Raw genomic sequence first — 14,711 nt, forward strand, 5'->3', positions numbered from 1 at the left:
TCTCCAGTTTCTCCGTGTTGTATCTGCTTATTATACAAAAAAGTACCCCATAGGTAGACTTTTTTTAATGTGTCTACTCTATAGGGTACATTTTAAAAAATGGGACAGCCTTTTTTTTCACTTAGTATTCTTTCACAATATTGTAGAAGGTATCTCTTTCTACTGCTTTTCTTCCTGCCCCTTCGATCAGCCAAACAAGTTCTTCACGTGTTAGTGCGCTTTGTGTTAAGGCTCCAACCGCATGGCTGATTCGTTCTTCCGTCAATGTTCCATGGATATCGGAAGAACCAAAGTTCATAGCTAATTGGGTTAATTGGGTACCAATGTTAATCCAGTAAGCTTTAATATGTGGGAAGTTATCGAGCATCAAACGGCTGATGGCGATGGTTTTTAGGTCATCGAAAGCAGAGGTTCTCCGCTTAATTCCGGCATTTTTGCTTTTGGGCTGAATAGCCAAAGGGATAAACACCAAGAATCCATTGGTCTCATCCTGCAGTTTCCGTACACGATCCATATGGATCAGACGTTCTTCGTAGGATTCAATGGAACCATACAACATTGTGGAATGGGTTTTTAAACCGAGCTCGTGTGCAATTCGATGAGTATTTAACCATTCATCTGTGCTAGCCTTCTCCGGACTCATTTTCTCCCGGTAATTCTCGGTAAGAATTTCCGCACCGCCGCCAGTTAAAGACTCAAGACCTGCCTTCATTAGTTCTTGTATAACCTCTTTTACGCTTAGACCGGAAATTTGGCTAAAAAAGACAATTTCTGCTGCCGTATAAGCCTTGATGGTTACATCCGGATAATGTTTTTTCAAGGTTCGAACAGTATTCACATAATACTCAAAAGGGACTGTGTGATTATGTCCGCCGACAATATGAAACTCCCGAATCGATGATTGGAAGTTCTTTTCCACGTAATGAAGAAGTTCTTCTTCATTCATTGTGTAGGCACCCTCTTCACCAGGGTCGCGACGGAAACCACAAAATTTGCAATGGGCTTCACAAACATTCGTAGGGTTAATGTACATATTTTGAATGAAGAAAACACGGTTGCCATTTCTCTTTAAATTAAAAGTGTTGGCTAATTGCCCAATGGTTAGTAAATCATTCGAATGATAGAGGGTTAGCCCGTCATCGATCGTTAGGCGTTCCCCAATTTTGACCTTTTCGATGATTGGTAATAGTGCTTTATCAGCAGCTTCTTGTAATAATAGGCTCATTTACCTTTTTCACCTCAATATTCTTTATAAATTGTCCTGTCTAGTTTTTAATCACTTACTCATTATAAGTTTAAATGGTGGGGGAGACAAGGAAAATACATGTTGGCGGATAATGGGTAATATATATATCAACGGTATTCACCTTGAGGAAAGGGGAAATTACCTGTATACTTTTAAGTATAGAGGTGTAAGATATTGATTAGTTTTTGGCCTCAGACGAGGAGGGGTAAAATGATTAAAATCAGTGAAGATGCAGTAGGTAAGATTAAGGAAATACTTGCTGAGCAGAATAACGAGAATTTGTTTTTGCGCGTTGCTGTGAATCAGGGGGGCTGTAGTGGTTTTACCTATGGCATGGGATTTGATGAAGAAGAACGCACCGGTGACAAGGATTTTGTTATAGATGGATTAAGGGTTGTAGTCGACGAGGATAGTGCAAAATATTTATATGGTGTGGAAATTGATTATAAAGAATCAATGGTGGGCGGCGGGTTTACCATTGAAAATCCCAACGCAATTGCCACATGCGGTTGTGGTTCCAGTTTCCGTACGGCAACAGATGAAGGAAAAGCGGAGAAGTGTGATTAATGATAAAAAAAAAACCGGCCAGCGGAAATGCTGGCCGGTTTTTTTCAGGAATTCCTTGCTCCGAGAAGCATGGTGTAGGCAACATAGCTTGCCATCGCAATGAAGGATAATACCGCACCAATCATCCCTTCAATTGAACCACCTGTTCCGACTAACAATAGGATTGGTATGGCAAAAGTTACAACGACAAGAAAAGCGATGTAAATGATATTTGTTGTTGTTCGTGACATGTTCATGTCCTCCTAAACAGAATCTGTATCCTTACTTTTTGTTTAGAAAAACATTACTATGCCATGAAAAAAACACCAGTCCTTAAAGATTCATCGAACTACTGTGTCCAGGTTGTAGCTTGGCTTCTGGATCAATATAGGATTTTGCGTTGTTAACAGCTGTAGGGGCTTCCCCAAAGCCAACGGCAATTAATTTTACTTTTCCCGGATAGGTAGCGATATCGCCTGCAGCATAGATTCCTGGAATATTGGTTTCCATCTTGGAGTTGACCAGAATGCTTCCTTTCTCCAATTCCAGCCCCCAGCTTTTAATTGGACCAAGAGAGGAAACAAATCCAAAGTTAACAATGACTGAATCTACTGCTAATGTTTGTTTTTCCTGTGTTTTGTTTTGCATAACAGTCAGTGTTTCTATCGTATCTTTCCCGTTAAGATCCTTGATTTCATACGGGGTTAAAACCTTCACCCTGGAGTTCATCAAAGTTTCTACACTATGCTCATGCGCACGGAATTTATCTCGACGATGAATAATATGGACTTCTTTGGCAATCGGTTCTAACATCAAAGCCCAGTCCACAGCCGAATCGCCTCCACCGATTACAGCTACCTTTTGACCAGCAAACAAATTAAGGTCATTGACAAAGTAGTGAAGGTTTTTCCCTTCATATATTGAAGCTTTCGGATGCTCCAGGCGCCGTGGTTCAAAAGCACCCACCCCCGCTGTAATAATCACCGCTTTTGCCAGGTGAATACCTTTATCCGTGGTAACCACGAATTGATCTCCTTGTTTTTCAAGATTTAAAACTCGTTCTTCTAAAGAAATGGTTGGTTCAAAGTACATAGCCTGTTCTTTAAGTGCATTCACCAATTCCTGGGCGCGGATTTTTGGGAATCCAGCTACATCATAAATATATTTTTCAGGATAAAGAGCGGCAAGCTGTCCACCTAATTGAGGCATGCTTTCAATGATTTTTACTGAGCATTGGCGCATTCCGCCGTAAAAAGCAGTGAAAATCCCCGTTGGTCCACCGCCAACGATTAAAAGGTCATAAACTTTTTCATCACGATAAAGATTCATCATCTGACACCTCCGGAATAATCCTACTAAAGCTCTTTACTTTATCTAGGGCAACGTTAAAGAGGTAAAAAGAATATGAATTTTTCTATCTTTATGATTTCATTGATTCTAATTATAACTTCGGTAACATTTTCTGGAAAGACTAAAATGTAATCCAAGTCTGATTTCCTTGTTTTAATAGTGAAAATACATCTAATTAGTTGTTAATATTCTGAATATAACTTTGTGCAATTTTTCACTTGAAAACTCTGCCAAAAGGTTTTATGATTAGATTGTGAACGAATTGTGAAAAAATGAGCATAGGATTTTCGGTAAAAAAGGAAAAACCTTTTAGGGTTTCATTTCACTCTTTGTAAAATACTATACAAAAAGGTATGGGGTTAAGTGAAATAGAATACCTTAACAAACAATATATAGAAACTGGATGTGATGGGATGAATAAGAGGATCGTAATTTTAGGTGCCGGTTACGGTGGGATGATGACAGCTACAAGGCTTCAAAAGATGTTGAACTACAACGAAGCAGAAGTTACATTGGTAAACAAGCATGATTATCATTATTTAACAACCTGGTTACATGAGCCAGCTGCAGGTACCCTTGATGCTGAACGCTGTCAGATTGAAATTGAATCCGTGATCGATACCAACCGGATTAACTTTGTAAAAGGAACTGCTGAGTCTATTGATCCCAACGCGAAATCCGTAAAATTAACGGATGGGCAAACGCTTGAATATGATTATCTAGTAGTGGGCCTCGGTGCAGACCCAGAAACATTCGGAATCCAAGGATTAAAAGAATATGCTCTAGGTATTCGAAGCATCAACAGCGTCCGTTTAATCAAAGAACACATTGAATATATGTTTGCGAAATATCGCAGTGAACCAGATAAATTGGAATATTTAACAATTATTGTAGGTGGTGCAGGATTTACAGGTATCGAATTTGTCGGAGAATTAGGTGATCGCATTCCTGAACTATGCAATCAATTTGATATCGATCCTTCCCTCGTAAAAATATACAGCATTGAAGCAGCTCCAACCGCATTGCCAGGATTTGATCCGGAATTAGTTGAGTATGCAATGAACATATTGGAGCGCAAGGGTGTTACCTTCAAAATTAATACACCAATTAAAGAATGTAATCCAGATGGCGTTATTTTGGCAACTGGTGAAGAAATTAAAGCTGGAACTATCGTATGGACCGGTGGCGTACGCGGAAACGCAATCGTAGAAAATTCCGGTTTCGAAACGATGAGAGGTCGGGTAAAAGTCGATGATTTCCTTCGTGCACCTGGGCATGATAATGTATTCATCCTTGGTGACTGTGCATTGATCATCAACGAAGAAACCAATCGTCCATACCCTCCAACAGCACAAATTGCGATGCAACAAGGGCAAACCTGTGCGGAGAACCTCACCTCATTAATTCGTGGAGGAGAATTGAAGAAATTTACTCCAGAAATTAAAGGGACTGTAGCTTCTCTTGGTAAAGGCGAAGCAATGGGGATTGTAGGTTCTAAGAAAATTTATGGTTCCACAGCATCTGTTATGAAGAAAGTCATCGATAACCGTTACTTGTATCTATTAGGCGGAATGGGACTATTGTTGAAAAAATCTAAACTTTAGGTGATGTCGAATGCGGCATGCAAGTGTTCAGGTTAGAGCGAAGCTGACGAAAGAAGAGCAAGAAAGGTACGAGCAGCTCTTTGAAGTAGGAAAATTCCTTGAGGATTCAAATCGTTACGATTTGGCCTATGCAGTACAAAAGGAAATAGAGTATCTAATCCTCCCAGCGATCGAACGGCTAAAAGAAGGCAGCAAAGAAAGAGACCGCATCAATCAAGCCTATTTGCATCAGATGAATAATCAATAAAAAACAGCCCTTTTGGGCTGTTTTTTCGTGGATTGGTGAGGGGGCGTAGAGTCTGTCTTTTGAGTGGAACTTAGGAGCTAAGTTGACCAGTCTATCGGATTCAAGTAAACTAGTTCTTATGAAGAAAAATGGAAGGTGATTTACGGTGAACATTGCCCAACTTATTATTTCGGTTCCTTTATTTTTGGTATTGGCGTTCGGAATAGGATTTATTATAAATATGTTAATTAAAACAACATGGCTGCCTTTGGCCGTTTATGTTTTAGTTCTCATTTACTTATTTGTTAAAATGGGTGCGCTGCTTCCGGTAGATTATATAGTGCTCACTTCGGGTCTGCTTGGTGCGATCTTAAGTGGAGTTACAATTAAAACTCTCAGAGCAAAAGGGTATCGGATGTTTTAAAGATAGAAGAAGGGCTTCTTCTCAACTGTATCTAAGTTGATGAAGAGGCTCTTTTTTTATTTCACCAGTTCGATTTGGACTGAAAATCTAAGATCCCTACGAGTTGAGTCCTAAAAACGTCTCTGTTCCCTCCTACATCCCCAGAACTAGTATATATTCCTGAAAAATGGAGACCATGAAATTATGGAGAGGAACTAAGAAGGGGAGTAGAGAATGAAACTCGTACATACAACGTATGTTGTAACCACGATTTTATTTGTTTTGGCTGCTTCGTTTTTACTAACGGAGCAATCTGTGCCAAACCAGGATATACAAGTGAAGGTTGAGGAACCAGCGGAAAAGCCGGTGGTGCCTGAACAAACTGAACAAATGCCTGAAGTGGCGAGCGAGCATGATTTATTGGCCCACTTACCAAGTGTGGATGTTGTGGCTACAGGTTATTATGCAGGCCCGGAGTCGACGGGGAAGGATGTAGGCCATCCCCAATATGGGATTACATACTCGGGAGTTAAGGTTGTTCGGGATGTGTACTCGACTATTGCGGCCGATTTAACCATGTTTCCGTTAGGAACGATTCTCTATATTCCCGGATATGGGTATGGGGTCGTAGCTGACATTGGTTCAGCTATCAAAGGAAACAAGATTGACCTATATTTTGATACGATTGACGATGTTTATAATAAGTGGGGAAAAAAGTCCCTTGATGTCTATGTCGTCAAACGTGGTGAGGGGATCCTCACAGAAGCGATGATGAAGGACCTAAACAATAAACAATTAGTCCGCGCTAACGTTCAGTTGAATTAATAGGAAAAGGCTGTTCGAGATCGATAAACCGATGGAGACAGCCTTTTTTCTTCTATAGATCAAAACAAGTGGACAAAGCAAGTGCCATTATAATTCCAACACTGCCGCCCACTAACACTTCTGCAGGCTGGTGGCCGAGAAGCTCTTTTAATTTTTGGCGGTTTTGCTCGCGAAAAGGTTTGATACGAAAATGTTTTAGATCTTCTTGAAGGGATCGGAAATCCTCGAGTAAACTATTTAACAAGGCTGCGTGCTCGCCAGCATGTCGTCTTACCCCAGCAGCATCAAACATGACTATGACGGCGAAGACAACGGATAATGCGAAAAAAGCACTATGAAATCCCTCTGTCATCCCGATCGCTGTGGCCAGACCTGTCACCGCAGCAGAATGGGAACTTGGCATCCCGCCTGTACTAAATAATAGGCCCCATTGCCAGGTACGATGGGTGATAAAGTGTAAAGGAACTTTGATAGCTTGGGCAATGCCAATTGAGGCCAGAGAGGCCCACAGAGGGTAGTTCTCAAGTAATGACATGGATATAAAATCTTCCTTTCTGTAACCTGTCCTCTTCTTATTTTATCAAAAAACGCTAACAATCCTCTAGTTTTCTTTCTAATCTCCAAAATATGAATGATAAACAATAAAACAAAGGTAAAGTTCGCCTTTTAAATATTTTTTCTTTCCTTTTGTCCGGTATTATCGTATAATGTTCCTACAAAACGAATATGATGAACTCGTATAATAACAGGAATAGGGCCTGTGAGTCTCTACCTTTCCACCGTAAATGGAAAGACTACGAGTGAATACCAATAATTTTGGGGAAATGGACCCGGAATATTTGTTTTCACTCGAAACAGATATTCCGGGTTTCCTTTTTTCTAAAAAGCTTTGGAGGATTGAACAGTGAAACTACTGAAAGAAAAAATTCAACAAGAAGGCATCATTTTGTCTGAATCAGTTTTAAAGGTCGATTCCTTTTTGAATCATCAAATTGATCCAGATTTAACAGTGGCCATGGGGAAAGATTTTTATCAGCACTTTTCCAAAGGAAAAAAGGTGACAAAAGTTTTAACCATTGAGTCCTCTGGGATTGCAGTAGGACTTACAACGGCTTTAGAATTTGGAGTTCCCTTGGTATTCGCTCGTAAGAAGAAATCATTAACCATGAACAATGAAGTTTTTGTATCAAAGGTTTACTCCTTTACTAAACAAGAAACGAATGAAATTACGGTCAGCAAGAAGTTTCTTTCTGCCGATGACCATGTACTGATTATTGATGATTTTTTGGCTAATGGCGAAGCGGCGTTGGGACTAGTATCTATCGTTCAACAAGCTGGAGCGAGTCTGGCGGGAATGGGGATCGTGATTGAAAAGGCCTTTCAAGATGGGGGTCAAAAGCTAAGAAATGCTGGATTTCATGTTTATTCCTTAGCACAGATCATCCGTTTGGACCATGAGAAAAAGAAAATCGAATTCCGTGAGGAGGCTTTAGTATAATGGGCAAAAACAATCCGGGAAAGGTGTTTTCACTGGGATTACAGCATGTATTGGCCATGTATGGGGGAGCGATTATTGTTCCTTTGATTGTTGGCGGAGCATTAAAACTAAATATGGAACAAATGGCTTATCTGGTTGCTATTGATTTGCTGATGTGTGGTGTAGCGACATTGTTGCAGGTTTGGAAGAATAAGTATTTTGGTATTGGTTTGCCCGTTGTGTTAGGCTGTGCCTTTCAATCAGTGGCTCCGATGATCGCCATCGGCTCTTCGTATGGCATGTCTGCCATTTATGGCGCCATCATCGGATCTGGAATCTTCGTGTTGCTTATATCTGGTGTATTTGGGAAATTAATGAGATTTTTTCCGCCAGTTGTCACTGGGTCCGTTGTGACGATTATTGGAGTTACCTTGATTCCTGTTGCTTTTAACAACGCAGCGGGTGGAGTGGGAAGCCCAGACTTCGGAAATATCGAAAATCTATTGCTTGCTTTTGGAGTATTAGCCTTTATTATTGTTATTAATCGTTATTTTAATGGTTTTATCCAGGCAATCTCTGTGTTGTTAGGGATGATTATTGGAACTGTTGCTGCTTATCTTATGGGGAAGGTGGATTTATCCCCTGTCGCCGATGCATCTTGGTTTTCCGTTCCACATCCGCTTTACTTCGGGACCCCAACCTTTGAGTGGGGGGCTGTACTCACAATGTGCCTTGTCATGATTGTTACCATGGTTGAATCCACGGGCGTATTTTTAGCCTTGGGGAAAATCTGCGAACGTGACTTGAACTCAGCAGATTTAACTAAAGGGTATCGTGCGGAAGGATTAGCGATCGTTCTTGGGGGGATTTTTAATGCCTTTCCTTATACAACTTTCTCGCAAAACGTAGGATTAGTTCAACTTTCAAAAGTAAGAACGCGAGACGTAATTGTCGTCGCCGGATTCATTTTAGTTGTTTTAGGATTCCTGCCAAAGTTTGCAACACTGGCTACTCTCATACCGAATCCGGTTTTGGGTGGAGCAATGGTAGCGATGTTTGGCATGGTGGCTGCTTCAGGGATTAAGATGCTTGGTGCTGTAGATTTCAACCGCAATGAGAATCTTCTAGTAATCGCTTGTTCAGTTGGAATGGGATTAGGGGTGTCCGTTGTACCGGATTTCTTTGCTCAGTTGCCATCAAGCATCCGAATTCTTGTGGATAATGGGATTGTCGCAGGAAGTTTAACTGCTATTATTTTAAATATCTTCTTTAATATGGGACTTTCAGAAAAAAAAAGTACGGTATCGAACAGTAAACATGTCAAAGCAAGTTAAATATCGATAGAGGTCGGCTTCATTATGAAGCCGACTTTTTTATTCGATATCTTCTTCAACGAGGACTTGATGGGTAAATTCCCCCAAAATATTCGATACATAATAGGTTTATGTGTTACGATAAACTTATCTAAAACGATACAAGAGGAGGGCGCATATGTCATTTCAAAACCCCGGTTTGGAGGAACGCAGGGATATTTTAGTAAACGCCAAAACGATTGCGGTTGTTGGTCTCTCAGATAACCCTTATCGCGCCAGTTACATGATTAGTCAAGCCATGCAGCAAAGCGGTTACCGGATCATTCCAGTGAACCCATCAATCACAGAGGCTCTTGGTGAAAAAGCAGTCCCATCACTAACAGATATAGAAGAGCCGGTAGATGTTATAAATGTTTTTCGCCGCAGTGAACATATCATGCCCATTGCAGAAGATGCAGTAAAGTACGGGAAATGTAAAATCTTTTGGCTTCAATCCGGGATTTACAATGAAGAGGCGGCAAATTATTTAAAGCAACATGGATTCACAGTAATTATGGACCAGTGTATTAAGGTGGATCACGCGATTTTGGTTCGTCCAAATAAGAATCGTTGATTTAATCGGAAGTCATTCAAAATCAGGTTAGGGGCTAATATAATTAGCAATTCCCCTTTTCTTATGTCCGAAGAAACAGTAAACTTAAGATATCTAAACATTATAGAATTGTGAGGGATTCTTATGAAAAAATATGAAATTGCTGTGTTGCCTGGGGATGGGATCGGTAAAGAAGTGGTTCCTCCTGCCTTGGAAGTCTTACAGACGGTAGCTGATATTCATGGTGGTTTTCAATTTGAATTTACTGAATTCCCGTGGAGTTGTGACTATTACGCAGAACATGGAAAGATGCTGCCTGACGATGGTTTGGAAATTTTAAAAGGGTTTGAAGGAATCTTTCTTGGTGCGGTAGGGAATCCCAAAATTATTCCGGACCACGTGTCTTTATGGGGGCTTTTAATTAAAATTCGCCGGGAATTCGAGCAGGTTATTAACATTCGTCCAGCAAAGTTCTTTAAAGGATTAAGATCTCCTTTACTAAATCCTAGTGACTTCGACCTCATTGTTGTCCGTGAAAATAGTGAAGGGGAGTATAGTGAAGTAGGTGGTCGTATTCACAAAGGTGAAAACGAAATGGCCATTCAAAATGCTATTTTCACCAGAATTGGATCTGAAAGAGCGATGCGCTTTGCTTTTGAATTAGCGAAAAAACGTCGCGGACATGTAACCTCGGCAACGAAATCAAATGGAATTTTCCACTCTATGCCTTTTTGGGACGAAGTATTTAGCGATGTAAAAGCAGACTATCCGGATATTAAAACAGATGCTTATCACATTGATGCGTTGGCAGCGTTTTTTGTGACTCGTCCACAGATTTTTGATGTCATCGTCGCCAGTAATTTATTTGGGGATATCCTCACGGATATTGGTGGGGCCATTATGGGAAGTATCGGTATAGCTCCTGCTGCCAATATTAATTTGAACGGAAAATATCCATCGATGTTTGAACCGGTTCATGGCTCCGCCCCAGATATATACGGAAAAAACATCGCTAATCCGATCGGACAGATCTGGACAGCGAAAATGATGCTAGACCACTTCGGGTATGATGAAGCTGGTAAGCTGTTGCTCGATGCCATCGGGGACAGTATCAAGTCGGGCCACATCACACGAGACATTGGTGGGCAGCTCTCTACACGTGAGGCAGCAGATGCAATTATTAATAACTTTAAGAAAAGAGCAAACTAAGATTTCATCATAATAGGGAAGTGTAGGAAATGCAAAATAGAACGATCTTTATGGCTGGACATGCCAAATTGCCGCAGGGAATGGCAGCGAAAAGCGTATTCGAAACGTTAACCATTACAGCTGAGTTGGACTGCAAATACGGGGTAATTATTGATGCTTCATGCACTTTGGCTACCGAGCATGGCCGCGATTTTGTGGGTCGTTTGTTAAGAGGATATAGCTTAAGGGACGATTACGAAACATTGGTTAAAAACTTTCAGGAACATTATAAAGGAAAAGCGCAAAATGCTCTCCTTGCAGCATTGAAAGATTTACACGCACAATTCGAAATCCATGACGCTAAGAAAAATTAATCGCACTTAAACTTATCAACCCCCTGGTAGCATTAAATACCAGGGGGTTATTTACGCACTTGCAAAATATTTTTAGAATGTTTCCAGTTTTCTTGTATAATGATTATATAATCTATTATTGGAGGGGAAGATATGCTTTCATTAGATGGAAAGGTCGTATTAATTACAGGAGCAAGTTCCGGGATTGGACGAGCTTCGGCGGAGCTCATGGCAAGTCTTGGAGCGAAAGTTGTATTAAATTATTTGCATAACGAACAAGGGGTGCATGAAGCACAGGATAGAATTAAAGCAAACGGAGGGACCGCCCTGGTGATCAGAGCAGATGTTACGAAAAAAGCGGAGGTTGATCGGATGGTAGCGGAAGCTTTAGAAGCTTTTGGTGCCATTCATGTACTGGTGAATAATGCAGGAGCGGCTATCAAAAGGAGCCCGTTTATGGAAATAACCGAAGAGCTGTGGGATCAAACCTATGATTTAAATGTGAAAAGCATTCTCCTTTGCTCGCAGGCTGTCTTGAAGGATATGCTTGCCAGGGGCAGCGGAAAAATCATTAATGTGTCCTCTGTTGCAGCAAGAATCGGAGGTGGGGGAGAGAGTGTTCATTACGCTTCAGCAAAGGGGGCTGTGAGTACGATGACAGTCGGCATGTCAAGAGAATTTGCTGCCAAAGGCATCATCGTGAATGGCGTCGCACCCGGCGTCATTGAGACCCCTTTTCAAGAAAAATATTCGACGAAAGAGCGTCTCGACCGGATTATTCCTACGATTCCTTTGAAGCGTTCCGGGACATCAGAAGAAATTGCACAGTCGATTGCTTTCCTGGCATCAGATGCTTCAAATTACATATTAGGAGAAATCATAACTGTCAGTGGGGGCAGATAATGAAAAACATAGAGTAGTCAAACTAGGAGGAGGGGTGGAGATGGAGCAAAAACCAGTTCTTTTGGAGAAGTACGGACATATAGGAATCATTAAATTAAACAGACCCAATGAGCTCAATGCCCTCAATTTTTCCTTGTTGGTTGAATTAGGAGAGATCATTGAACAGTTGAAACAGAGCACGAAGGAAATTCGAGTTGTCTTAATTACTGCAGAAGGGCGGGCGTTTTGTGCAGGAGCGGATTTAAAAGAACGCAGAACATTGAACGAACAGGAGGTTCGGCGAAATCTGCGAACGACAAAGGACGTATTTTCGGCGTTGGAAAAACTGGAACAACCCACAATTGCTGCCATCAATGGATATGCCTTTGGAGGGGGGCTCGAGATGGCGCTTGCCTGCGACTTTCGCTTTGCTGTTAAGGAAGTGAAACTAGGATTGCCAGAAGTGAGTTTGGGGATTATTCCGGGAGCAGGCGGGACCCAGCGATTGGCACGTTTAATTGGTGTATCCAAAGCGAAAGAATTGATCCTGACGGCTAGAAAAATATCAGCTGAACAGGCGCTTTCATACGGAATCCTTACTGGTACAGCAGATTCACACGCGAGTCTTTTAGAAATGTGTACCGAATTGGCCAACGAAATTGCCAGAAATGCACCATTGGCAGTATATCAGGCGAAATTTGCGATCAGCAAAGGAATCGACACCGATTTACAAACAGGTTTAGATCTGGAAGCAAAGGCTTACGAGGTCATTATACCGACAAAGGATCGGATGGAGGCTTTGGAAGCTTTTAAAGAGAAGAGAAAACCAAATTTTCGTGGTGAATAAACTTAAAAGGGAGCCAAAGGTGTCATACCTTGGCTCCCTTTTTTCTTACTTTTCCTTAACTACATAAGTACTTTCCAAAAGTTACAATATCTTTACTTAGTTTCGTTTTAATACGAACCTTTAGAAATATTGTATAATTTGAACAAGAGTAAATTATTTAAACAGAGGGGGAAGTTTAATGTTAAAAAGAAAGACACGCCTGTATTCGACAGCATTTCTTACACTATCTTTAGCTTTATCTTTAACCGCATGCGGAGGTGGCAGTGAACCATCCTCTACTGAAGCACCAAAAGACTCAGGAAATTCAGGGAATCAAGCTTCCTCGAGTAGTTCCTCTGAAAAAAGTGGTGAGCCTCGCTTATCCTTCCGGATTGCTTTCCCTTCTGGTAAGGGGTCTATGCTGTATGAAGCAGCTGATTTGTACAAAAAGAAAGTCGAGGAAAAATCCAATGGAGCCATTGAGGTTAAGATATTTCCCGATGGTCAGTTAGGAAAGGATTTGGCTGTATTAGATGCGCTGAAACTTGGTTCCATTGAAATGTCTGTTCCTTCTTCAGTTATGGCGACAAAATCCCCTGAATTTGGGGTGTTTGATATTCCGTTCTTGTTTGAGGACCGTACAAAGGTAGCACAGATTGCTCATGGAGAGATTTGGGAGAAAGATCTAAAAGGATTACTTCCACAGCATGGACTTGTTGGTTTAGGCTTCTGGGAGAATGGTTTCCGCCAAATTACGAATAACAAGCATCCAATCAACACCCCAGCCGATCTTGCTGGACTAAAGATTCGTGTGCCAGATAGTAAAGTTCGCGTAGCGATGTTTAAAGAAATTGGCGCTAACCCGACGCCGATGGACTTTAGTGAAGTATTTACAGCCTTACAGCAAGGTGTTGTAGATGGACAAGAGAATCCACTTCCAACAATCAAGGGCGGGAAACTTGAAGAAGTGCAAAAGTATATGTCGATTACCAATCATACTTACACACCGGCCTTCCTAGTAGCGAGTAAAGTATGGTTTGACAAATTATCCCCTGAGGACCAAAAGTTTTTAACTGATGTGGCTAATGAAGTTGGTGATGATATTCGTAAGCTCGGCGAAGAAGAAGATACAAAACTGCTTGACTACTTCAAGGAAAAAGGGCTAGAGATTAATACTGCTAATATTAAGTCTTTCAAGGAAGAAACAAAACCGGTTGTTAAATTGCTTGAAGACAAGATCGACCCAGCATTTATTGAGAAAGTGGTCAAGGCAGCCGAATAGGAACTGATTGGAAATATCCAAGGTCACCCTAAGCAGAAAAAGGGTGGCCTTGGTACTAGGGGAGGTTATGTGAAAGATGGAATCCTTGGTTCAAGGAATTCTCAAATGTGTTAAAGCAATTATTGTTGTTCTAATGTTTGGCATGATTATTACGGTAAGTTATGGGGTGTTCACTCGCTATGTTTTGCATGATGCAGCGGTTTGGACAGGGGAAATATCAGGGTATATTCTAGTTTGGATTACCTTTCTCGGTTCTGCTTGGGCGGTGTTTGAAAAGAGTCATATCTCTTTCGATGCCCTTCTTGAAAAAATGCCAAGAACGATCAACATCATTATTCAACTAGTCTTTAACCTAAGTATGATTACTTTTGTAGCTATTCTTACTTATTATGGATTTATTGTTACAGGAAATGCGCTGCATGATGAAATGCTGACATTACCTTTCACTAAGGCATTAGTTTATGGGATTGTACCGGTTAGCGGAATACTGATGATTTTAGCCTTTTTAATCCAAATTGCGCAGCTCTTTTCGGTTAAGGCTGACGAAAGCGCTACCAAATCCACAACCGAGTTCAAGATTGATACATTACAGTAGAAG

General features: G+C 41.0%; 18 protein-coding genes and 1 riboswitch. Of the genes, 14 read left to right on the plus strand and 4 right to left on the minus strand.

Going from position 1 to position 14,711, the window contains the following annotated elements; translation table 11 throughout:
- Nucleotides 1-121: 121 nt before the first annotated feature.
- The gene (mqnE, locus tag J2Z37_RS18865) at nucleotides 122-1,225 is read right to left on the minus strand and encodes an aminofutalosine synthase MqnE (protein ID WP_209811863.1); all 1,104 of its coding nucleotides are present in this window, start codon (nucleotides 1,223-1,225) and stop codon (nucleotides 122-124) included.
- 231 nt (nucleotides 1,226-1,456) lie between these two features.
- Between mqnE and erpA the strand changes: the two genes are divergently transcribed.
- A complete protein-coding gene (erpA, locus tag J2Z37_RS18870) occupies nucleotides 1,457-1,813 on the plus strand; it encodes an iron-sulfur cluster insertion protein ErpA (protein ID WP_209811864.1) in 357 nt (118 codons plus the stop codon).
- 44 nt (nucleotides 1,814-1,857) lie between these two features.
- On the opposite strand, the gene J2Z37_RS18875 is transcribed toward erpA, so the two are convergent.
- A complete protein-coding gene (locus J2Z37_RS18875) occupies nucleotides 1,858-2,043 on the minus strand; it encodes a hypothetical protein (RefSeq protein WP_209811865.1) in 186 nt (61 codons plus the stop codon).
- 82 nt (nucleotides 2,044-2,125) lie between these two features.
- Nucleotides 2,126-3,124, minus strand: a complete 999-nt coding sequence (locus J2Z37_RS18880) for an NAD(P)/FAD-dependent oxidoreductase (protein ID WP_209811866.1) — start codon at nucleotides 3,122-3,124, stop codon at nucleotides 2,126-2,128.
- Nucleotides 3,125-3,555: 431 nt separating this feature from the next.
- On the opposite strand from J2Z37_RS18880, the gene J2Z37_RS18885 reads away from it, so the two are divergent.
- The 4 genes from J2Z37_RS18885 (at nucleotide 3,556) to J2Z37_RS18900 (ending at nucleotide 6,200) form a co-directional block, all read left to right on the plus strand.
- Entirely contained in the window at nucleotides 3,556-4,746 is a 1,191-nt protein-coding gene (locus tag J2Z37_RS18885; RefSeq protein WP_209811867.1) for an NAD(P)/FAD-dependent oxidoreductase, read from the plus strand.
- Between the two features lie 10 nt (nucleotides 4,747-4,756).
- Entirely contained in the window at nucleotides 4,757-4,993 is a 237-nt protein-coding gene (locus J2Z37_RS18890) for a hypothetical protein (protein WP_209811868.1), read from the plus strand.
- A 145-nt stretch (nucleotides 4,994-5,138) separates the two neighbouring features.
- The gene (locus tag J2Z37_RS18895; RefSeq protein ID WP_209811869.1) at nucleotides 5,139-5,396 is read left to right on the plus strand and encodes a YuiB family protein; all 258 of its coding nucleotides are present in this window, start codon (nucleotides 5,139-5,141) and stop codon (nucleotides 5,394-5,396) included.
- 213 nt (nucleotides 5,397-5,609) lie between these two features.
- The gene (locus tag J2Z37_RS18900; protein ID WP_209811870.1) at nucleotides 5,610-6,200 is read left to right on the plus strand and encodes a 3D domain-containing protein; all 591 of its coding nucleotides are present in this window, start codon (nucleotides 5,610-5,612) and stop codon (nucleotides 6,198-6,200) included.
- A 52-nt stretch (nucleotides 6,201-6,252) separates the two neighbouring features.
- On the opposite strand, the gene J2Z37_RS18905 is transcribed toward J2Z37_RS18900, so the two are convergent.
- A complete protein-coding gene (locus J2Z37_RS18905; protein WP_209811871.1) occupies nucleotides 6,253-6,735 on the minus strand; it encodes a divergent PAP2 family protein in 483 nt (160 codons plus the stop codon).
- Between the two features lie 180 nt (nucleotides 6,736-6,915).
- A riboswitch (purine riboswitch) is annotated at nucleotides 6,916-7,017 on the plus strand.
- An 87-nt stretch (nucleotides 7,018-7,104) separates the two neighbouring features.
- Between J2Z37_RS18905 and J2Z37_RS18910 the strand changes: the two genes are divergently transcribed.
- From J2Z37_RS18910 to J2Z37_RS18950, 9 genes are all read left to right on the plus strand, one after another.
- The gene (locus J2Z37_RS18910) at nucleotides 7,105-7,698 is read left to right on the plus strand and encodes a xanthine phosphoribosyltransferase (protein WP_209811872.1); all 594 of its coding nucleotides are present in this window, start codon (nucleotides 7,105-7,107) and stop codon (nucleotides 7,696-7,698) included.
- Entirely contained in the window at nucleotides 7,698-9,011 is a 1,314-nt protein-coding gene (locus tag J2Z37_RS18915) for a nucleobase:cation symporter-2 family protein (protein WP_209811873.1), read from the plus strand. The genes J2Z37_RS18910 and J2Z37_RS18915 overlap by 1 nt, the downstream gene beginning before the upstream one ends.
- A gap of 157 nt (nucleotides 9,012-9,168) precedes the next feature.
- Entirely contained in the window at nucleotides 9,169-9,603 is a 435-nt protein-coding gene (locus J2Z37_RS18920; RefSeq protein WP_209811874.1) for a CoA-binding protein, read from the plus strand.
- 123 nt (nucleotides 9,604-9,726) lie between these two features.
- A complete protein-coding gene (locus tag J2Z37_RS18925; RefSeq protein WP_209811875.1) occupies nucleotides 9,727-10,791 on the plus strand; it encodes a tartrate dehydrogenase in 1,065 nt (354 codons plus the stop codon).
- Between the two features lie 29 nt (nucleotides 10,792-10,820).
- Complete coding sequence (locus tag J2Z37_RS18930; protein ID WP_209811876.1) at nucleotides 10,821-11,144, plus strand: DUF3870 domain-containing protein; 324 nt, start codon at nucleotides 10,821-10,823, stop codon at nucleotides 11,142-11,144.
- A 132-nt stretch (nucleotides 11,145-11,276) separates the two neighbouring features.
- On the plus strand, nucleotides 11,277-12,026 hold the full coding sequence (locus J2Z37_RS18935) for an SDR family NAD(P)-dependent oxidoreductase (protein ID WP_209811877.1): 750 nt from the start codon (nucleotides 11,277-11,279) through the stop codon (nucleotides 12,024-12,026).
- Between the two features lie 40 nt (nucleotides 12,027-12,066).
- On the plus strand, nucleotides 12,067-12,852 hold the full coding sequence (locus J2Z37_RS18940; RefSeq protein WP_209811878.1) for an enoyl-CoA hydratase-related protein: 786 nt from the start codon (nucleotides 12,067-12,069) through the stop codon (nucleotides 12,850-12,852).
- Between the two features lie 178 nt (nucleotides 12,853-13,030).
- The gene (locus tag J2Z37_RS18945) at nucleotides 13,031-14,113 is read left to right on the plus strand and encodes a TRAP transporter substrate-binding protein (RefSeq protein ID WP_209811879.1); all 1,083 of its coding nucleotides are present in this window, start codon (nucleotides 13,031-13,033) and stop codon (nucleotides 14,111-14,113) included.
- A gap of 76 nt (nucleotides 14,114-14,189) precedes the next feature.
- A complete protein-coding gene (locus tag J2Z37_RS18950) occupies nucleotides 14,190-14,708 on the plus strand; it encodes a TRAP transporter small permease (protein ID WP_209811880.1) in 519 nt (172 codons plus the stop codon).
- Nucleotides 14,709-14,711: the final 3 nt, after the last annotated feature.

The organism is Ammoniphilus resinae, assembly GCF_017873965.1.
Classification (GTDB): domain Bacteria; phylum Bacillota; class Bacilli; order Aneurinibacillales; family RAOX-1; genus Ammoniphilus_A; species Ammoniphilus_A resinae.